Annotated in this window: 18 protein-coding genes; 7 read left to right on the top strand and 11 right to left on the bottom strand. The window is 59.2% G+C overall.

What is annotated here, in order from left to right:
* Positions 1–516: 516 nt before the first annotated feature.
* From AC097W_RS17280 to AC097W_RS17240, 9 genes are all read right to left on the bottom strand, one after another.
* Positions 517–1,626: an NAD(P)/FAD-dependent oxidoreductase gene (locus AC097W_RS17280; protein ID WP_479603872.1), complete on the bottom strand. Its 1,110-nt coding sequence runs from the start codon at positions 1,624–1,626 to the stop codon at positions 517–519.
* Positions 1,623–1,952: a ferredoxin FdxA gene (gene fdxA, locus AC097W_RS17275; RefSeq protein WP_479603863.1), complete on the bottom strand. Its 330-nt coding sequence runs from the start codon at positions 1,950–1,952 to the stop codon at positions 1,623–1,625. The genes AC097W_RS17280 and fdxA overlap by 4 nt, the downstream gene beginning before the upstream one ends.
* A 117-nt stretch (positions 1,953–2,069) precedes the next feature.
* Positions 2,070–3,425, bottom strand: a complete 1,356-nt coding sequence (locus AC097W_RS17270) for a sulfate adenylyltransferase subunit 1 (protein WP_479603862.1) — start codon at positions 3,423–3,425, stop codon at positions 2,070–2,072.
* On the bottom strand, positions 3,425–4,369 hold the full coding sequence (gene cysD / locus AC097W_RS17265; protein ID WP_479603861.1) for a sulfate adenylyltransferase subunit CysD: 945 nt from the start codon (positions 4,367–4,369) through the stop codon (positions 3,425–3,427). The genes AC097W_RS17270 and cysD overlap by 1 nt, the downstream gene beginning before the upstream one ends.
* Positions 4,366–5,172 carry a phosphoadenylyl-sulfate reductase gene (locus tag AC097W_RS17260; protein WP_479603860.1) on the bottom strand — a complete coding sequence of 269 codons (807 nt, stop codon included), beginning with the start codon at positions 5,170–5,172 and terminating at the stop codon, positions 4,366–4,368. The genes cysD and AC097W_RS17260 overlap by 4 nt, the downstream gene beginning before the upstream one ends.
* On the bottom strand, positions 5,169–5,564 hold the full coding sequence (locus AC097W_RS17255; protein ID WP_479603859.1) for a DUF934 domain-containing protein: 396 nt from the start codon (positions 5,562–5,564) through the stop codon (positions 5,169–5,171). The genes AC097W_RS17260 and AC097W_RS17255 overlap by 4 nt, the downstream gene beginning before the upstream one ends.
* Before the next feature lie 22 nt (positions 5,565–5,586).
* Complete coding sequence (locus AC097W_RS17250; protein ID WP_479603858.1) at positions 5,587–7,404, bottom strand: nitrite/sulfite reductase; 1,818 nt, start codon at positions 7,402–7,404, stop codon at positions 5,587–5,589.
* 1 nt (position 7,405) lies between these two features.
* Entirely contained in the window at positions 7,406–8,197 is a 792-nt protein-coding gene (locus AC097W_RS17245; RefSeq protein WP_479603857.1) for a sulfite exporter TauE/SafE family protein, read from the bottom strand.
* Between the two features lie 108 nt (positions 8,198–8,305).
* The gene (locus AC097W_RS17240) at positions 8,306–9,019 is read right to left on the bottom strand and encodes a YebC/PmpR family DNA-binding transcriptional regulator (protein ID WP_479603856.1); all 714 of its coding nucleotides are present in this window, start codon (positions 9,017–9,019) and stop codon (positions 8,306–8,308) included.
* Between the two features lie 188 nt (positions 9,020–9,207).
* Here AC097W_RS17240 and AC097W_RS17235 point away from each other — a divergent pair, with 188 nt between their 5' ends.
* Positions 9,208–10,131 carry a DMT family transporter gene (locus tag AC097W_RS17235; RefSeq protein ID WP_479603855.1) on the top strand — a complete coding sequence of 308 codons (924 nt, stop codon included), beginning with the start codon at positions 9,208–9,210 and terminating at the stop codon, positions 10,129–10,131.
* Positions 10,132–10,133: 2 nt separating this feature from the next.
* Here AC097W_RS17235 and AC097W_RS17230 read toward each other — a convergent pair whose 3' ends face one another.
* A complete protein-coding gene (locus AC097W_RS17230; RefSeq protein WP_479603854.1) occupies positions 10,134–11,126 on the bottom strand; it encodes a nucleoside hydrolase in 993 nt (330 codons plus the stop codon).
* Positions 11,123–12,037 (bottom strand): ribokinase, encoded by a 915-nt coding sequence (locus AC097W_RS17225; protein WP_479603853.1) that lies wholly within the window; start codon positions 12,035–12,037, stop codon positions 11,123–11,125. Before AC097W_RS17225 ends, AC097W_RS17230 begins: the two co-directional genes overlap by 4 nt.
* 26 nt (positions 12,038–12,063) lie before the next feature.
* On the opposite strand from AC097W_RS17225, the gene AC097W_RS17220 reads away from it, so the two are divergent.
* From AC097W_RS17220 to AC097W_RS17195, 6 genes are all read left to right on the top strand, one after another.
* Positions 12,064–13,002: a PfkB family carbohydrate kinase gene (locus tag AC097W_RS17220; RefSeq protein ID WP_479603852.1), complete on the top strand. Its 939-nt coding sequence runs from the start codon at positions 12,064–12,066 to the stop codon at positions 13,000–13,002.
* Between the two features lie 13 nt (positions 13,003–13,015).
* Entirely contained in the window at positions 13,016–13,957 is a 942-nt protein-coding gene (locus tag AC097W_RS17215; protein ID WP_479603851.1) for a pseudouridine-5'-phosphate glycosidase, read from the top strand.
* 82 nt (positions 13,958–14,039) lie between these two features.
* Positions 14,040–15,020, top strand: coding sequence for a BMP family lipoprotein (locus AC097W_RS17210; protein WP_479603850.1), 981 nt, complete (start codon positions 14,040–14,042; stop codon positions 15,018–15,020).
* Positions 15,020–16,561, top strand: a complete 1,542-nt coding sequence (locus AC097W_RS17205; protein ID WP_479603849.1) for an ABC transporter ATP-binding protein — start codon at positions 15,020–15,022, stop codon at positions 16,559–16,561. Before AC097W_RS17210 ends, AC097W_RS17205 begins: the two co-directional genes overlap by 1 nt.
* Positions 16,558–17,673 carry an ABC transporter permease gene (locus tag AC097W_RS17200; RefSeq protein ID WP_479603848.1) on the top strand — a complete coding sequence of 372 codons (1,116 nt, stop codon included), beginning with the start codon at positions 16,558–16,560 and terminating at the stop codon, positions 17,671–17,673. The genes AC097W_RS17205 and AC097W_RS17200 overlap by 4 nt, the downstream gene beginning before the upstream one ends.
* Positions 17,666–18,634, top strand: a complete 969-nt coding sequence (locus AC097W_RS17195; RefSeq protein ID WP_479603847.1) for an ABC transporter permease — start codon at positions 17,666–17,668, stop codon at positions 18,632–18,634. The genes AC097W_RS17200 and AC097W_RS17195 overlap by 8 nt, the downstream gene beginning before the upstream one ends.
* Positions 18,635–18,636: the final 2 nt, after the last annotated feature.

The following is an 18,636-nucleotide window of genomic DNA, read 5'->3' as shown; positions in this document are numbered from 1 at the left end:
GCGCAACAGCATGATTGGCGAGTTGCTGCCACATCGCTGGACGCCGCCAACCGCGTCACCCTGACTGTCACCACCACTGCAGGGCCGCGGTCAATATGGGTTTGCCGCGCGCTTACCGTCCAATTCGATTGCAACGACCTAGGCGAGTTCATTGCTGCGTTCAAAACACCAATGCGCGGGAAGCGTCACCTGTCAGTACAAGCCGCGCAATCTAGATGAATCAGGCGCAACTTTTCGCACGAGAAAGGCTCTCTCGAATGCTGGTATCCAAAGCTACAGTATTAGAAAGAGGCGAAAAAAGTATTAGAAAACGACTGCGTTTGCTATTGTTTTTGTAGCAAACTATCCAGTGCCGTTGCGGCTTCTGAGGCTTCTCAAAAAACGCCTTTGAGGCTGAGCGAAGGATTAACAGTCCGGCGCTCTACCAACTGAGCTATCGAGGAATGCAGCCTCAAATTATAACGTGATCTTTTCCAGTTTTTGCCCTGCAGAGCAAATTTTCAGTAATTGGCGCACTCAGGCCCGTGTTGGCGACGCGACGCCAAGCACTTTGTGCAGTTGCGGGCTGGTGGTGGTGTACTGAAGCAGAACTTTCTTGTCTGGTGCAATAAAAGGCATGGCGCCATAGGCCGCCAACACGCATTCGTGAAAACCACAGACGATCAGCTTTTTCTTGCCTGGATAAGTGTTGATGTCGCCTACCGCAAATATGCCGGGCGTGCTCGTTGAAAACGTTTCGGTGTCGACTTGCAACTGTTTGCGCGCAATGTCCAGGCCCCAGTCGGCAATAGCCCCGAGTTTGGGTGAAAGGCCCAAAAGCACCAGCAACGCATCTGCGGGGATTATTTTCTCGACGCCGTCGACCCCTGCGACCCTGGCGCCCGTCAATAGCCCGTTCGCCTCTTCAAAGCCGGTAATTTGTCCCACCTTGAATTGCATGTGTTGGGCATCGCACAAAGCACGCATGGTTGCCACGGTGAATGGATCGCCCTGCAGCACGTCGCGCCGGTGCAGCAGTGTGACGCTTCGGGCCTTGTGGGGATTGCCGTCCTGGTGCGCGGCACACAAGTGCAGCGCCCATTCCAGGGCGATGTCATCGCCTCCCACAATGATCAGGTTTTTGCCAGCGTAGTCAGCCGCATTGGTAACCCGGTAGTTCAGCTGCGTACCCTCGAACCGCTCCAGACCATCAATTTTCAGTGTGCGGGGTAAAAAGGCACCTACGCCAGCAGCGATGAATACGGTTTTTGTCAGAAATCGCGTGCCCATGCTGGTGTCGACTGCAAAACGCCCATCGGGCTGCTTTTGCACCGCAGTGACCTGCTGGCTGTAATGAAATGTGGCGCCAAAAGGCGCAATTTGCTGGAGCAGTCGATCAGTCAACTCACGGCCGGTGCAAACGGCAATGGCTGGAATGTCATAGATGGGCTTGTCCGGGTACAACTCGGCGCACTGTCCGCCAGCGTAGGGAAGTGCGTCGATGACGTGGGCCTTGACTTCCAGCAGCCCCAGCTGAAATACCTGGAACAATCCAACCGGCCCAGCGCCCACAACGACGGCATCGGTCTCGATAAGACCTTTCGGGGCGGTCACGTGCAAATGATCCGAACCTGACGACGAAATCAGCGGAGCAACTGTGACAGCTTGCCTGTCTTGTCTTTCCACTCCTCCGCTTCGGGCAGTGGTGCTTTGCGTTTGGTGATGCTCTTCCAGGTTGGAAGTTTGGCGAGATCGGCGTTGAGCTGGGTCATGTGGCGCTGATCGGCGGGCACATCTTCTTCGGCGTAGATGGCGTTGACAGGGCATTCAGGGATACACACCGCGCAATCAATGCACTCATCCGGATCGATGGTCAGGAAATTGGGGCCTTCGCGGAAGCAGTCCACAGGACAAACGTCGACGCAATCGGTGTACTTGCACTTGATGCAGGCTTCTGTGACGGTGTGGGTCATTTTGGTTTTATGTGCGGGGATGGATTTATCAAACCCTTGATTTTATTGGCTTTTGGTGCCCCGGCATGTCACAGGGGTACGCGGGGCAGCGAATACGGCGGTTCTTCTTGTTGCAGGTCAATTCAGAAGCAACGCGCCAGATGTCTTGTGGCTGGCGGTGTCCACCAGAATCAAGGCACCCAAAACGCGCGACTGGCTGTAGGGCAGGGCGGCAATCGGTTCTTGCAGGCTGAGCTCAATGTGGCCGATGGCGTTGGGCTCGATCTGGGTCGCATCATGCTCTTCCAGCGTATGGATGTCCAGGCTGTGCACGATGCGTTTGACCTTGGCCTTGATCCAGCGGTGGCCATGCAGCGCCCAGTACACGCGGCCTGCCACCAGAGGTTCGTCGTCCATCCAGGCGACGGTGGCCTTGATTTCGCGTGTCGTCTCGAAATGGCTGGGTGCATCGTTGGATGCCAGCAGCCAGTCCCCGCGAGACACGTCCACTTCACGGTCCAGCACAATGCCAGCGCTGTGGCCTGCAGTCACCTTGCCCGGTACGCGGATGTGGTTCAGCACCTGGGCCACGGTGGCCGTCTTGCCGCTGGGCAGGATAGAGATGGTCTGGCCCGGTTGAACCGTACCGGTGGACACACGGCCCCAGAAAATGCGGCGACCCTGGCTGGTGTCGCTGGATGCCGAGAATTTTTCGACCCATTGCACTGGAAAGGCGAAAGGCACATCCAGCTCGGGTGGTGTCACTGGCAGTTGTTCCAGAAGGGTCAACAGGCTGGGGCCTGTGTAGCCGCACCAACCTTCAGTGGCTTGCACCACGTTGTTGCCTTTGAGGGCCGAGATCGGCACGATGGCACTAACCTGAATACCCGCGTGGGCCGCAAACGCTTGCAGCGCCTCTCGGATCTTGTTGAACGCTGCGGTGGCATTGCCCTGGGTTTCTGGCTTGGCTTCGCTCTCCAGTGCATCGAGTTTGTTCACGGCAAACACAATGCCGGGGACGCGCAGCAGGTTTACCAGCAGCGAGTGGCGGCGGGTCTGGGGCAGCAGTTCGACCAGGCCGTCCACATTCCACTTCAGCTTGGTTGCGTCCACCAGCACCACGGCGGCGTGGGCGCTGCTGGCCGCGGTAACCATGTTGCGGGTGTACTGCTCGTGGCCGGGCGCGTCACCAATGATGAACTTGCGCGTGGGCGTCGCAAAGTAGCGGTAAGCCACGTCGATAGTGATGCCCTGTTCGCGCTCCGCGCTCAGACCGTCGGTGAACAAGGCCAGGTCGGCTTCGCCGCTTTTGGACACGTTGGCCAGCTGGTCGAGCATGACCGAGCGGCTGTCCACCAGCAGGCGGCCAATCAGGGTGCTTTTGCCGTCGTCCACAGAGCCGCAGGTGATGAAACGCAGGGCGGATTGGGTGTCGTTCAGGCCGCTAGCCCCCGTGGATGTTGCTGGAGCAGCTATTGATTTTGTAGCGGTCATCAGAAGTATCCGTCTTTCTTGCGTTTTTCCATGGAGGCTTCGGACGTCTTGTCGTCCATGCGGGTTGCACCGCGTTCGCTCACATCGGCTGATAGTGTCTCAATCACCACGTCACCCGCGTTGGCCGCCAGGCTTTCGACTGGGCAGGTGCAGGTGATGTCGCCCACGGTGCGAAAACGCACGTCGCGCGATTCCACGGTTTCGCCCGCTTTGGCAGGCGTCAGTTCGGTCACTGGCACCAGCAGGCCCTTGCGCTCCACGATGTCACGCTTGTGCGTGTAGTACAGCGATGGCAAAGCGATTTTTTCGCGCTCGATGTACTGCCACACGTCCAGCTCGGTCCAGTTGCTGATGGGGAACACGCGGAAGTGTTCGCCCGGCTGCAGGCGGGTGTTGAACAGCGTCCACAGCTCCGGGCGCTGGGCCTTGGGTTGCCATTGGCCGAAGCTGTCGCGGTGGCTGAAAATGCGTTCCTTGGCGCGGGCTTTTTCTTCGTCACGGCGGGCACCGCCAATCAGGGCGTCAAAGCGGAACTCGTCAATGGCCTCCAGCAGCGTGACCGACTGGTGCACATTGCGGCTCTCGCCGGGGTGGGCCAGGCGCACGGTGCCACGGGCCATCGAATCTTCCACGCTGCGCACAATCAGCTCAGCGCCCAGCTCTTTGGCGCGGGAGTCGCGAAAATCGGTCACTTCCTTGAAGTTATGGCCGGTGTCGATCATCAGGAGCGGGTAGGGAATGCGCCCCGTGCCGAAGGCTTTTTCAGCGCATTTCAGCATCACTAGCGAATCTTTTCCACCCGAGAACAGCAGGGTGGGGCGCTCAAACGCGGCGGCTACTTCGCGCAGGATGAAGATGGTTTCTTCTTCCAGTGCATCCAGGTGCTGGTTGCTCAGGTGGGTGAGCCGTTCCTGGTTGCTGAGGTGGTCATTTCGGGCGTTCATGCGGGTGCTTTCTGGGACTCGGTGGATGCTTTGACGTGCAGGCCGCACTCTTTGGCAGAGCCGCCTTCCAGCTCGGCTTCCCACCACCAGCGGCCGGAGCGGAAATCTTCTCCCAGGCTGATGGCGCGGGTGCAGGGCTCGCAGCCAATGCTGGGAAAAAACTGGTCGTGCAGCGGGTTGTAAGGCACCTTGTTGATGCTGATGTAGTGCCACACATCACCCCAGGTCCAGTTGGCCAGGGGGTTGAGTTTGATGCGTTGTTCCGAATGATCGATCAGCGGCACGTCTGCACGGGCGCCACTCTGCTCGCGGCGCAGGCCGGTGATCCAGGCCTTTTTGCCCTCCAGTGCGCGTGCCAGCGGCTCCATCTTGCGGATGTTGCAGCACTCCTTGCGCAGGGCAATACTTGTGTACATGGGGTCTTTGCCTTCGCGGGCCACAAATTGCACGACGGCCTCTTTGTTGGGCGTGAAAACGCTGACCGGCGCGCGCGACGTAGCCTTGAACTGGGTCAGAAGCGCCAGCGATTCAGCGTGCAGCCTGCCGGTCTCCAGCACAAAGATGCCGATGTTGAGGCCCTGGCTGTTGATCATGTGGCTGATCACCACGTCTTCTGCGCCCAGGCTGGACGCCTGGGTAACTTCAGGCGTTCCGCCTTGGTTCGGTGACGCGTATTGCACGGCGGCCTGCGCCAGCAGTGCGCGCGACTCGGCGACCTTGATGACGTATTCCCGTGAGGGGCGTGCGTTCAGTTCGATGGCGGCACCGGCGGGTGCGGCCTGAAAGAGAGGGGTGACACTCATGCGGCCTCCTTGTGGGCGGGTTGGGCGAAGGCGGGTTGCACCGTGACGGCATCCCCCTGGTAGAAACGGCTGTAGCGCTCAAACTGCGCCTGTGCGAAGGCCATGTTCTGGTCTGCGCGCAGCACCGCAGCATCAAAGCCGCTGCGCTGCATTTGTACCAGCTGGTCAATCAACACGTCGCCGGTGGCGCGAATTTCGCCCTTGAAGCCGAGCCGGCGGCGCAGCAAAAAGGCCTGGCTGAAAGCGCGGCCATCGGTGAACTTGGGAAAGTGCAGGTCAATCCGCTCCACACCCTCCAGCGTGAGGGTTCGAGGGTCTACATCATTGGCCACTTCAATGGCATTTTGGCCTGTGGCCCCCGTGGAACTTGCGTCAGTAGCTATCAATTTCATAGTTTTTTCTGCGTGGTCCATCTTAAGCTTCCTGCGCGTCGCGGGCGTAACCGGGCGCTTTGGGCAACACATGCAGGTCTTCATGCGGGTTGGCCAGGCGTGCGGAATTGGCGGCAGCCTTGAAGGTCTCAAAGCCCACACGCTTGAGCGTGTCGATGAAGGTTTCGTGGTCCACGCGGTTGAACCGGTAGGCGTCCAGCACTGCTTCAATTACCAAGGGAACTTCATGGGCTCCAAACGAGGGGCCGACTACTTTGCCGGGCACTGCAGGCCCACTCAGCGTCGATCCATCGGAGCCGCCCAGCGAAATCTGGTACCACTCCTTGCCGTCTTTGTCCACGCCCAGCACGCCGATGTGGCCGCTGTGGTGGTGTCCGCAGGAGTTGATGCAACCGCTGATGTGCAGGTCGATTTCGCCCAGGTCGTGCAGCTCGTCCATGTCTTGGTAGCGCTCGGTAATGGATGCTGCAATGGGAATGGAGCGGGCGTTGGCCAGTGCGCAGAAGTCACCGCCGGGGCAGGCAATCATGTCGGTCAGCAGGCGGATGTTGGAGCGTGCCAAACCAGCGTGGCTGGCAGCGACCCACAGGGCGGGCAGGTCCGACTCGCGCACCCAGGGCAACAGCAGGTTCTGGTCGTGCGTTACACGCACTTCACCGGCGCTGAACTCCTGCGCGAGGTCGGCTGCGGTGTCCAGCTGGTCGGCATCGGCGTCGCCGGGTGCCTGGCCCAAGCGTTTATAGGACAGGGTCACGCAGCGCAGGACCGGGTTCTTGTGGGCTGCGACGTTTTGCTTCAACCAGCGTGCGTAGTCGGTTTGACGGTCAGCGGGAATTGCTACTGTTTTGATAGCTGCTTGCGCACGTTCTGCAAGGGCCGGCGGCACAAATGATGCTGAAACGCGGTCCAGCTCGGCCTGGCTGATGGTGTGGGGAGCGCCGTCCACCGTCAGAATCTGCTGGTACTCGGCTTCGACTTCGTCGATGTAGCGTTGGCCTTCGGCCTTGACCAGAATCTTGATGCGCGCCTTGTACAGGTTGTCGCGCCGTCCCCAGCGGTTGTAGACACGCACCACGGCTTCCAGAAAATTCATGATCTGGTTCCAGGGCAAAAACGCGCGCACCACGGTGCCAATGATGGGCGTGCGGCCCATGCCGCCGCCCACCTGGACCCGAAAGCCCAGCTCGCCCGCTTCATTTTTTATCAGGTGCAGGCCCACGTCGTGCCAGCCGGTCGCGGCGCGGTCTTCTGTAGCACCGGTGATGGCAATCTTGAATTTGCGTGGCAGGAACGCGAACTCGGGGTGCAGCGTGCTCCACTGGCGCATGATTTCGGCAAATGGCCGTGGATCGGCAATTTCGTCTGCGGCAACGCCGGCGAGTTCGTCACTGGTGATGTTGCGAATGCAATTGCCGCTGGTCTGGATGCCATGCATGTTGACCGTGGCCAGCAGGTCCATCACGTCGGCGCTTTTCACCAGAGGAATCCAGTTGAACTGCACGTTCTGGCGGGTGGTGAAGTGGCCGTAGCCCACGGGCAAATGCGTGGTGCCCCAAGTGGCCTGGGTGCCAATGGCCGTGTCAAACACTTCTTTACCGGGGTGGTCGTATTCACGGGCAATGCGGGCGAGCACGCGCAACTGGGTGCTGGACAACTCGCCATACGGCACGGCCACGCGCAGCATGGGCGCGTAACGCTGGATGTACCAGCCGTTTTGCAGACGCAGGGGGCGGAAGTCGTCATCGCTCAGGGTGCCGGCCAGATTGCGTTCGAGCTGGTCGCGGTGTTGGGCAGCACGGTTCTGAATGAACTGGCGGTCAAAGTCAGTGTATTGGTACATTTTAAAGCGCGATTAATTTGAAGCCGGCATAGGCCAGCAGTGCGGACAACAGGGAGCGGATCACGCGTTCGGGGGTTTTGTCCATCAGGTGGGACCCGACCCAAATGCCGGGCAATGAGCCCACCAGCAGGCTGGCCAGCATGGGCCAGTCGACAGAGCCCATGGACGCGTGGCCAAAACCTGCCACCAACGTGAGTGGCACCGCATAGGCGATGTCAGCCGCAACAATGCGGGGCAATGGCAGCAGGGGGTACAAAATCATCAAAACGGTAACGCCAATGGCGCCCGCGCCCACCGAGGTCAGCGTGACCAGGGTACCAATGATGGCTCCGAACAGCAGCGGCAGGCTCCAGTGCCGGGGGCGGGCAGCAGCGGCCTCCTGGCCTTTACCAATACTCGTGGGCGCCATTCTCCCGCGCACTACTTTGTACAGCGTGGCGGCCGCCGTCAGCAGCAAGGCCAGGCCCAACGCGGTGGTCATGACTTTTTGGACGGCCGGGTTGGCCGCACCCACCGTGTGCAGCAGGTACAGGGTAATCAGCGAAGCCGGGATGCTTCCAGCTGACAGATTGAGCACCACCGGCCAGTCAATGCGTTTGGCACGGGCCAACTTGATGGTGCCCCCCATTTTGGTGAATGCAGCAAAGAGCAGGTCTGTGCCTACCGCCAAATAGGGTTTGATGTCAAAGAAGAAGATCAGGATGGGCGTCATCAGCGACCCGCCACCGACGCCCGTGAGGCCGACGATGGTGCCGACAAAAAAGCCCGCCAATACAAACGCTAGTTCATGCATGGTCACGACTGTAGGTGGCCGTGCATATATTGAAAACTACTTTTTCGCTATTTCCATATTCTCATGTTGAATATAGAGCGCATTGGCAGTTGTTGGATGCGGTGCGTCTCAGCCTGCCAGGCCCACATAGACCTCTTGCACGTCGTCATTGGCATCGATAGCGGCCAGAAAGCCTTCCACTTCTTCCAGGGCTTCCGGGCTCAGGCTTGCCGGATCAACCGGGTTTTTGGGCTTGTAGCCCAGCTTCATGGACAGAACATTGAACCCCTGGGCTGGCAGTGCGCGGCTGACCAGGTCCAGGTCAGCGGGATCGGTGAGAAACAGGGTGGTGCCTTCCTCCTCGCCCGGCTCCAGGTCCTGTGCGCCTGATTCGATGGCTGCCATTTCCGGGTCCGCGTCCTTGGTGAGCGGTGCGGCTTCGATCATGCCCAGATGGTCAAAATCCCACGCGACTGAGCCAGAGGTACCGAGTTGGCCCTTGCGGAACAGCACCCGCATTTCGGGTGCGGTGCGCTTGACGTTGTCAGTCAGGCATTCGACCATCACCGCCACCTGGTGGGGCGCAAAGCCTTCGTAAATGACGCGTTCAAAGTTGACGGGTTCATCCGTCAGTCCTGCGCCTTTCTTGATGGCGCGCTCCAGCGTTTCCCGGGGCATGGAGACCTTGCGGGCCTGCTCCACCACCAGGCGTAACCGGGCATTTTGAGCGGGGTCGGCGCCGTTGCGTGCGGCCAGCATGATGTCCTTGGCCAGCTTGCCGAATACTTTGCCCTTGGCATTGGCTGCCAGATCTTTGCCTTTTGCTTTCCACTGCGCGCCCATGTCGGATCTTCCTTAAGTTATGACGATTGAATGCGAGGTTATACACCCAGGCTATCGACGTGCCCAACAGAGTGGGGAATCAACCGCATTGACGGAACACGGACTGAAATGTCCGGCGGTCACAATGTCCGTCTGAAACGCCACGACATAATGAAACTTTACCGAACCGAGCGCCCAAAGCCACCCCTATGAGCATCCGAAAAGAGATCGACGGCCGGGCCATGGGCTTGATGCTGGTGTTGTCCATGGTATGGGGCCTCCAGCAGGTCGGGCTTAAGGCCACCGCATCGGACATTGCACCCCTGATGCTGATTGCCCTGCGCTCGGGCTTGGCAGCGTTGCTGGTCCTTCTGTTGATGGTGGTGCGACGCGAGAACCTGTCATTGCGCGATGGCACCTTGCGACCCGGGTTGATCGTCGGCTTTTTGTTTGCACTGGAATACCTGCTGGTGGGGGAAGGCCTGAGGCACACCAGTGCGGCGCACATCGTGGTCTTTCTTTATACGGCGCCCATCTTTGCCGCGCTGGGTTTGAACAAAAAGCTGCGTTCAGAGAAGCTTCAACCCGTGCAATGGGTTGGAATCACGCTGGCCTTCTCTGGAATTGCAGTGGCGTTCTTTGGCCACAAGCAGACGGTCGCAAGCGATGCCAACAGCGTGTTGTTGGGGGACATTCTCGGCCTGCTGGCCGGTGCGGCGTGGGGCGCGACGACCGTTGTCGTACGGACCTCGGTTCTGGCGAACGCACCGGCAACCAAGACACTGCTCTACCAGTTGGTGGGCGCCTTTTTTTTACTTTTGATCGCGGCCATTGGTTTGGGGCAAACCGGGTTCAAGCACACGCCCATGGTCTGGAGCAATCTGGCGTTTCAGGTGGTGGTGGTGTCGTTTGCCAGCTTTCTCGTCTGGTTTTGGTTGCTCAGGCAATACGTTGCATCGCAGCTGGGGGTGTTTTCATTCATGACACCCTTGTTTGGCGTTGCGTTTGGGGTTTGGCTTTTGAATGAGCCCATGGAACCTGGCTTTGTGGGTGGGGCTGCACTGGTGCTGCTGGGCATCCTATTGGTGAGCGGCCACGGCTGGCTGAAGAAAATGCTGGTCGGCTGGGCTTAGTCCTATTGCAGCCAGTCCGACATCAGCGTCGCCTCAAACAGTTCCAGGCAACCCGCTGCATTCACCGCCATACAGACATCGGTCAATGGCAGATGCGGGCCCCAGCCGGCCTGCGGGTAGTCAATGTAAGCGCGGCGATTGAGCATGGTTTGTCCCTGGGCAATGCCTTCAGTCACCACACGGACGCAACCTCTTTCAAGCGTAAATAGTCCGGGACTCACCAGATAGATGAACGCCAGCAGGTCATGCGCAAAGCAACCCGGCTTGAGTGCCAGATGTTTATGCAGGCCACTGTAGAAAGTGGAATAGAAGGCTACCGCGTGGTGCAGCGTGTCGGTCGCCATATGGCGGTGGTGTTCGGCAATTTTCTTGAATAGGGCCAACTCGGTTACGACCCGGTGCGTGACGTCCAGGCCGACCATGGTGAGCTTCCAGTTTGCAGAAAAAACCCGGTCTGCAGCGTGGGGATCATTCCAGATGTTGGCTTCAGCCACGGGTGACACGTTGCCGGGCTCCGCGACGGTACCGCCCATGATGATGACCTCCCGCAAAAGCGCCGGAAGGTTGGGTTCCAGCATGAGCGCCAGGCTCAGGTTGCCCAGCGGACCAACAGCCACCAACGTGATCTCTCCCGGCTGCGCACGCGCCATGTCAACAATGAATTGCGCGGACGAGCGTGGGTCCAGCTGGTTGCCCGTGGCCACACGCGCTGTCAAATTGCCAAGGCCATCTGCGCCATGAATGAAATCCGGCGGTGCCTCGCCGGGTTTGACCCACGGGGTTGCCACGCCTTGGGTGATCGGGACCTCGCGGCCTGCGATCGCCGTCAGGTAGAGCGCATTCGTGGCGGCCTGTTCTACCGATACATTGCCAAAGGTGGTGGTAATGCCAACCACCTCAATGCCGGGGTGCGCCAGCGCGAAATACAGGGCCATGGCGTCGTCAACGCCGGGGTCTGTGTCATAAATAACTTTGCGGGGCAGTGTTGTTCTCATGGGTGCGCAGGTTGTTGGGATAGGAAGCGGGCTACCTCGGCCGCTTGCGGAATGCTGGACTGAGCGCCCGGGCGGGTGCATGTGAGTGCGGCAGCGGCACTGGCCTGTCGCAGAGCGATTGGCAAGTTGGCGCCCTGGCTAAGGGCGGCCACGAGCGCCCCACAAAACGTATCGCCAGCGGCGGTGGTGTCGATAGCGGTCACCGCAAATGCGGGTTGCTGATATAAGAACCCCTGACTGCGCGCCAGACAGCCTTCACGACCCAGCGTTACCACCACGGTGGGCACCGAAACACTTTGCAGGCAGTGGCTGACCGAGCCCGATTGGCCAGACACCGTGGCCAGCTCCCCCTCGTTGACCACCAGAATATCGATAAGCGAGAGCAGATCTGCCGGCAGGGCTTGGGCGGGCGCGGCGTTGAGGACTACGGTGATGCCCATTGCTTGGGCAGCACGGGCATAGGCCATGACGGTCGGTACCGGCGTCTCCAATTGCAGCAAGATGTGGCTGAAACCTTCAAGTGGTGGCAAATGTTCGGGTTGCAGGCAGAGATTGGCTCCTGGGGCGACCGTGATGGCGTTCTCCGCATCATCTGAGACACAAATGAAGGCGCAGCCGGTGGGCTGCTCCGCGACGTGAACCGCGTGAAGTTGCACCCCCGCGTCTTTCAGCGATGCTTCAAGCGGCACTGCATAGGCATCTCTGCCCAGTGCCGCAAGCATATGGGTGTCTGCGCCACCCGCGCGTGATGCGGCCACGGCCTGATTGGCACCCTTGCCCCCTGGAAAAGTGTTGAAGTCGCTGCCCAGCACCGTTTCTCCTGGGCTGGGAATGTGCGGCGCCCGAACCACAAAGTCCAGGTTCGCTGAGCCTGCCACCAGTATCATGAAGTCCTCCGTCGGTCTATCCATACACCCAACCATCTAGGGCTCTGATTGTGTCTTGTAAAACTGTTGTAGTGGTCGGTGGCGCGAATATGGATATCGTTGCGAGTACCAACTCCACGCTTGCCATGGCTGACTCCACGCCCGGGCATATTGCGTGCGCAGCCGGCGGTGTCGCTCGAAACGTTGCAGAGAACCTGGCGCGCATGGGTGATGTTGTGCACCTGATCAGTGCGGTCGGTGACGACGTGTTTGGCAGAAGCCTGCTGAATGCAACGTCGCAGGCAGGCGTGCATGTGAACGCCGTACATGTCATGCCCCAGGAACGCACTGCCACTTATCTGTCGGTTCACGGTGCCGATGGTGACATGGCCCTGGCGGTCAACGACATGGCCATACTGGAGCGCATGACCCCCGAAGTTTTGCAGGGCCATCGGGGTCTTTTTGCGCTTGCCGCTTGCACGGTCCTGGACAGCAATCTGTCCAGTGCGGCACTGGAGTGGCTATTTGATACCCGCTCCAAGGTCCCATTTTTTGTGGATGGCGTGTCAGTGGTCAAGTGCATGAAGCTGGCCCCATGGATCTCGCAGATTCACACGTTGAAAGTGAATCGGCTGGAAGCAGCAGCCCTCAGTGGCTTGCCCGTGAAGACCCCTGCAGACGCGGTGACCGCCGCACAGCGGCTTCACCAGATGGGGGTCACAAATGTCGTGGTGAGCCTGGGGGATCAAGGGGTGTGCTGGTGTGATGCACAGGGAGCCGGTGGTCATTGGACTGCCGGTCAGGTGCCCGTGGTCAACACGTCAGGCGCGGGTGATGCTCTGCTGGCAGGCCTGGTGCATGCCTATCTGTGTGATTTGCCATTGGCAACCGCGGTGAAATTCGCCATGGCGTGCGCGGAACTGACACTATCCAGTACATTCGCCAATGCACCGGAGCTGTCGCTTCGAGCCATAGACGCCCGTTTGACTGCGGGTGCTTTACCAGTCTGAAATTTTTCAATCCATGCCTCAACTTCCCTTTCTGGATATTGCTCCTGAAGTCGTCCACGCACTGAACACCGGTTTACCAGTGGTGGCACTGGAATCCACCATTATTTCGCATGGCATGCCTTATCCCCAAAATGTGGCAGCCGCCATGCAGGTTGAAGCCGAGGTGCGAGTGCAGGGGGCAGTGCCCGCAACCATTGCCATCGTCAATGGGCGGTTGAAGGCCGGATTGTCAGCACAGGAGATCGAGTCCCTTGGGCGTAGCGGACGTGAGGCGGTCAAGGTCAGCCGTCGGGATATTCCGTTCATCGTGGCAGCAGGCAAGACGGGCGCAACCACTGTAGCGTCCACCATGATCATTGCCGCCATGGCGGGCATTCGCATTTTTGCCACCGGTGGTATCGGCGGCGTACACCGCGGTGCCGAGCACAGTTTTGATATTTCGGCGGATTTGCAGGAGTTGGCCACTACGCCTGTCGCAGTAGTGTGCGCGGGCGCCAAGTCAATTCTCGACTTGCGCCTGACGCTGGAGTATCTGGAGACCCATGGGGTGCCCGTGGTGGGCTATCAGACCCATTCTTTGCCCGCGTTTTTCACGCGGGAAAGTGGATTTCCCGTGGATTACCGCATAGACACTTCCGTCGAAATTGCAAATGTTTTGCATGCCAAATGGTCCATGGGGCTAAAGGGTGGCATGGTGATTGCTAACCCGATACCGGAGGCCTTCGCGATGCCGCGTGCGCGCATAGATCAAGCCATTGAGCAGGCCTTGCGTGATGCGCAGGTCCTAAAGGTTGGCGGCAAGGAGTCGACCCCTTTTTTGCTGGCCCGGGTGAGTGAGTTGACGGGGGGCGATAGTCTGGCAGCGAATATTCAGCTGGTTCTGAACAACGCAAGGCTGGCGGCAGCGATCGGTGCCGACCTGGTTGCCCTTGGGGCTTTGGTATCGCAGGGATAGGGAAACACCCTGATTGCAGGGGTGACCGCAGCGAAGTAACCTGATTTGATTCATTAACCACAAGAGTACAGAGAGAGAAACCATGAAATTCAATAACACTGCGCGTTTGGGCCTCTTGGCGGCGGCTTTGGTCGCTACTTTTCAGGTCATGGCTGAGCCGGCGATTGTTTACGACATGGGGGGGAAATTTGACAAGTCGTTCAATGAAGCCGCCTACAACGGCATGGAAAAATGGAAGAAGGAGACCGGCAAGCAGTACTTTGAGTTCGAGATCTCCAGCGAATCGCAGCGCGAGCAGGCTATTCGCCGCATGGCGGAGCGTGGTGCCAGCCCGATCATTGGCATTGGTTTTAGTCAGGCTTCGAGCATCGAGAAAATTGCCAAGGAGTTTCCCAAGCTTCAGTTCGCCATTGTTGACATGGTGGTTGACTTGCCCAACGTGCAGTCAGTGGTATTCAAGGAGCAAGAAGGCAGCTTTTTGGTAGGCGCCATGGCGTCCCTTGCCAGCAAGACCGGCAAAGTCGGATTTGTTGGCGGTATGGACATTCCGCTGATCCGCAAGTTTGAATGTGGTTACGAACAAGGTGCCAAGTTTGCCAACCCGAAGGCCCAGGTCTTTCAAAACATGACCGGCACCACGGGCGCTGCCTGGAACGACCCCGCGCGTGGTGGTGAACTCGCCAGAGCACAGTTCGCCAAGGGTGCTGACGTGGTATTTGCTGCGGCCGGGGGTACAGGGGTAGGCGTGTACCAGGCAGCCAAAGACAGTGGCAAGTTGGCGATTGGTGTCGACAGCAACCAGAATCACCTGCAACCCGGCACGATGCTTACCTCCATGCTCAAGCGAGTGGATGTTGCGGTTTACAACGTGGCCAAAGGGCACAAATCGGGCCTCTCCGTATTGGGCCTGAAGGAAGGCGGCGTGGACTACGCCATGGATGCCAACAACGAAAAGCTGGTAACAGCCGACATGAAGAAAAAGATTGAATCCGCCAAGGCAGACATCATCAGCGGCAAAATAAAAGTAGCCGATTACATGGCCGACAACGCCTGCAAGTACTGATGCCAGTCGCTTCCGGTCAAGCACACCTTGCGGTGCGCATGACCGGCATCAACAAGCGTTTTGGGGCGGTGGCTGCGAACGCCGAAGTGAGTTTGTCCGTGCAGGCAGGCACGGTGCATGGCATCGTGGGTGAAAATGGTGCAGGCAAAAGCACGCTTATGTCGGTTTTGTATGGCTTTTACCAGGCCGACAGTGGGTCCATTGAAGTGTTTGGCCAACCCGCAACCATTCGCAACGCGGATGAGGCCATTGCCTTGGGCATTGGCATGGTGCACCAGCACTTTATGCTTGTAGACACCTTGACCGTTCTGGAAAACGTCATGCTGGGGGCGGAGCCGCACTGGTTGCTTCTGCGCGCAGAAGCGCAAGTGCGCACCAAGCTCCAGGCGCTGATGGAGTCTACGGGCCTGCGCGTCAAACTGGACGCCTTGGTGGCCAATCTTCCCGTAGGCGACCGGCAGCGGCTGGAGATTCTCAAGGCGCTGTACCGCGGTGCCAAAATTCTGATTCTGGATGAACCCACTGCAGTCCTGACACCTCAGGAAACCGAGCACCTGTTCGATGTCTTGCGGTTGCTGCGCCAGCAGGGGACAACGATTCTGATGATTACCCACAAGCTCAAGGAGGTGATGCGTCTGTGCGACAACGTCACCGTCATGCGTACGGGTCGCATTGTGCAAGAGCTGCCGATAGCCGGTGCATCCATTGAGGGGTTGGCAGAAGTGATGGTGGGGCGCAAGGTCCACATGGGGCGGGTTGACGAAGACACCAAGCCACCGGGTGACGTGCTTCTGCAGGCCAAGGGAATCATGGTGCGGGACTCCCTGAATGTGATGCGGCTCAATGGCGTGAATCTCGCATTGCGTGCCGGTGAGATCGTGGGCGTTGCAGGTGTTTCAGGCAATGGTCAAAGCGAGTTGCTGGATGTGCTTTCGGGCCTATTGAAGCCCACGGAAGGGACGATGCAGTTGGGAGGCCATTCGTTTGGAGCTGATGAGTGGCTTGATCCGCAGACGGCCCGCGAGCTGGGTCTGGCACATGTACCGGAAGACCGCCATTCGCGCGCGCTGGTGATGGAGTTTGTTGCCTGGGAATCAGTCGCTCTGGGTTATGACGGGCTCGCCCAGTATTCCAGAATGGGTTGGATGGACCATGACCGGATGCGCCAGGCGACGGTGGACCTGATGGAGCGTTTTGACGTGCGTCCGCGCGACCCGGAGCTACTCTGTAGCAATTTCTCTGGTGGTAATCAGCAAAAACTGGTTCTGGCGCGTGAACTGGGGCAAATGCCCAAAGTGCTTCTGGTGGGGCAACCTACCCGCGGAGTCGACATCGGCGCCATTGAGTTCATCTATTCCCAATTGCGCGCCATGCGCGACGCGGGTTGCGCCGTGCTGGTAGTGTCGAGCGAGCTGGACGAAATACTGGCCTTGTCAAACCGGGTGATTGTGATGAATCAGGGGCGCGTGACGGGCGAACTTCCCATAGGTGAATGCACGGAAGCAGGGCTTGGGCTCTTGATGGTTGGGGAGACAGGATGAGCGCGCCAGCGGTATTGCCCCGCTGGGCTGATCTGGTTGTGCTGCCCACTGTATGTCTGGGAGTGGCGCTTCTGGCCGCGGCGGGTGTGGTTGCCTTGGTCGGCCAGCACCCCATGGAAGTCATAAACGCCTTGGTTCGCGGCGCCTTTGGATCAGCCCGGGGTTTTAGTTACACCCTTTATTACGCCACGACTTTCGTGTTTACCGGACTCGCCGTGGCGGTTGCCTATCACTGCGGGCTTTTCAATATTGGCGGGGAGGGGCAGGCCATATTGGGTGGGTTGGGTACCGGGCTCGTTGCGCTGTGGTTTTCGGCGTTTTTACCGGCCTGGATCATGCTTCCGTTGATGCTGATTTCCAGCGCATTGTTCGGTATGGCGTGGGCGGCGGTGCCGGCCTATTTGCAGGCTTATCGCGGCAGTCATGTAGTGATTACGACCATCATGTTCAATTTTATTGCCAGCACACTTTTGGTGTATCTGCTAGTCAATCACCTTCGACCGGCCAGCACCATGGCGGTCGAGAGCCTGCCGTTCAGCCCGTCTGCCAAGCTGCCGGGCATGCATGAAGCATTGGCCTGGATCGGAATTGCATGGCCTGCATCCCCTTTGAATTTAAGTGTGTTGCTGGCTTTGTTCGCTGCGGTGGGCGTGTACCTGTTCTTGTGGCGAACGCGGGGTGGCTACCACTTGCGCGCAGTGGGTTCCAGTCCGGGTGCTGCGGAATACGCGGGAATCAGCGGGCGGCGCCAGATCATGGTTGCGATGGCTATTTCCGGTGCATTGGCTGGCATGGTCGGTATGAACGAGATCGCCGGGGTCAATGGCAAGCTCTTGCTCGAATTTGTGAGTGGGGCAGGGTTTACCGGCATTGCCGTGGCCTTGATGGGGCGCAACCACCCGGTGGGCATTGTCTTGGCGAGCATCCTGTTTGGCGCGCTATTCCAGGGGGGGGCCGAGGTGGCTTTCGAAGTGCGGGGATTCAGTCGCGACATGGTGGTGATGTTGCAGGGTTTTATCGTGCTGTTTTCCGGAGCGATGGCTTACGTCATTGCCCCTATGGTGGCATGGGTGCTGGCGCTATTCAAGAGACAAGGTGCGATCAATGGATGAAACGCTGATTGGTACCATGCTGGCGTCCACGTTGCGCCTGTCAACTCCGCTTATTTTTTGTGCATTGGCGGGCCTGTTGTCCGAGCGTTCTGGCGTGGTAGACATTGGCCTGGAAGGCAAGATGCTGTTCGCCGCTTTTGCAGCTGGCGCTGCCGGGGCGATGTTTGGCTCCACTACGCTTGCATTGATGGCTGCCATGGCCGTTGCTACGGCGCTGTCATGGATGCATGGGCTGGCCTGCGTCAGCCACCGCGGGGACCAGGTGGTCTCGGGTGTCGCGATCAACATCATCGCCGCAGGGTTGACCGTGGTGTTGGGCATTGCCTGGTTTTCGCAGGGCGGGCAAACACCACCGGTGGCTGCTGATGTGCGCATTCAACCGCTGTTTTTGAACGCGGTAGTGGCCATGCGTACTGTTCCGCTGGTGGGAACGATCGTGGGGGAGGGGCTGTTGAGTCACAACGCCATGGTTTATCTAGCGCTACTGCTGGTGCCCGCAGTGTGGTGGCTGCTGTTTCGCACGCGTTTTGGCCTTCGCCTTCGCGCGGTGGGAGAGAACCCGCAGATGGTGGATGCAGCGGGTGTTTCGGTTGCAAGGCTTCGATACACGGCTCTCACCTTGAACGGCATGCTGTGCGGTCTGGCGGGAAGCTATCTGGTCCTTGCCCAAGGCGCCAGCTTTTCTCCGAACATGACGGCCGGGCGGGGCTTCATGGCGCTGGCTGCGCTCATCTTTGGCCGCTGGCACCCTGTGAGCGCGTTATGGGCCTGTTTGCTCTTTGGCCTGCTGGACGCTGCTGCCATTCGCTTGCAGGGCGTGCACCTGCCAGGGATTGGCGAAGTCCCGGTGCAGGTGATTCAGGCATTGCCCTATGTACTGACCGTGGTGCTGCTCGCCGGTTTTATTGGCAAGGCCGTGGCACCGCAGGCATTGGGCCATCCGTATGTGAAGGAGCGTTAGGC

This window comes from Rhodoferax sp. GT1R46, from assembly GCF_056521285.1.
The sequence above is the reverse complement of the archived record's forward strand: the minus strand, read 5'-3'. Positions and strand labels throughout refer to the sequence as shown.

Coding starts and splice junctions, on each gene's coding strand:
- fdxA (WP_479603863.1), bottom strand. CDS start 1,952: ATGACCCACACCGTCACAGAAGCCTGCATCAAGTGCAAGTACACCGAT.
- AC097W_RS17270 (WP_479603862.1), bottom strand. CDS start 3,425: ATGACCGCTACAAAATCAATAGCTGCTCCAGCAACATCCACGGGGGCT.
- cysD (WP_479603861.1), bottom strand. CDS start 4,369: ATGAACGCCCGAAATGACCACCTCAGCAACCAGGAACGGCTCACCCAC.
- AC097W_RS17260 (WP_479603860.1), bottom strand. CDS start 5,172: ATGAGTGTCACCCCTCTCTTTCAGGCCGCACCCGCCGGTGCCGCCATC.
- AC097W_RS17255 (WP_479603859.1), bottom strand. CDS start 5,564: ATGAAATTGATAGCTACTGACGCAAGTTCCACGGGGGCCACAGGCCAA.
- AC097W_RS17250 (WP_479603858.1), bottom strand. CDS start 7,404: ATGTACCAATACACTGACTTTGACCGCCAGTTCATTCAGAACCGTGCT.
- AC097W_RS17245 (WP_479603857.1), bottom strand. CDS start 8,197: ATGCATGAACTAGCGTTTGTATTGGCGGGCTTTTTTGTCGGCACCATC.
- AC097W_RS17240 (WP_479603856.1), bottom strand. CDS start 9,019: ATGGGCGCGCAGTGGAAAGCAAAAGGCAAAGATCTGGCAGCCAATGCC.
- AC097W_RS17235 (WP_479603855.1), top strand. CDS start 9,208: ATGAGCATCCGAAAAGAGATCGACGGCCGGGCCATGGGCTTGATGCTG.
- AC097W_RS17230 (WP_479603854.1), bottom strand. CDS start 11,126: ATGAGAACAACACTGCCCCGCAAAGTTATTTATGACACAGACCCCGGC.
- AC097W_RS17225 (WP_479603853.1), bottom strand. CDS start 12,037: ATGGATAGACCGACGGAGGACTTCATGATACTGGTGGCAGGCTCAGCG.
- AC097W_RS17215 (WP_479603851.1), top strand. CDS start 13,016: ATGCCTCAACTTCCCTTTCTGGATATTGCTCCTGAAGTCGTCCACGCA.
- AC097W_RS17210 (WP_479603850.1), top strand. CDS start 14,040: ATGAAATTCAATAACACTGCGCGTTTGGGCCTCTTGGCGGCGGCTTTG.
- AC097W_RS17205 (WP_479603849.1), top strand. CDS start 15,020: ATGCCAGTCGCTTCCGGTCAAGCACACCTTGCGGTGCGCATGACCGGC.
- AC097W_RS17200 (WP_479603848.1), top strand. CDS start 16,558: ATGAGCGCGCCAGCGGTATTGCCCCGCTGGGCTGATCTGGTTGTGCTG.
- AC097W_RS17195 (WP_479603847.1), top strand. CDS start 17,666: ATGGATGAAACGCTGATTGGTACCATGCTGGCGTCCACGTTGCGCCTG.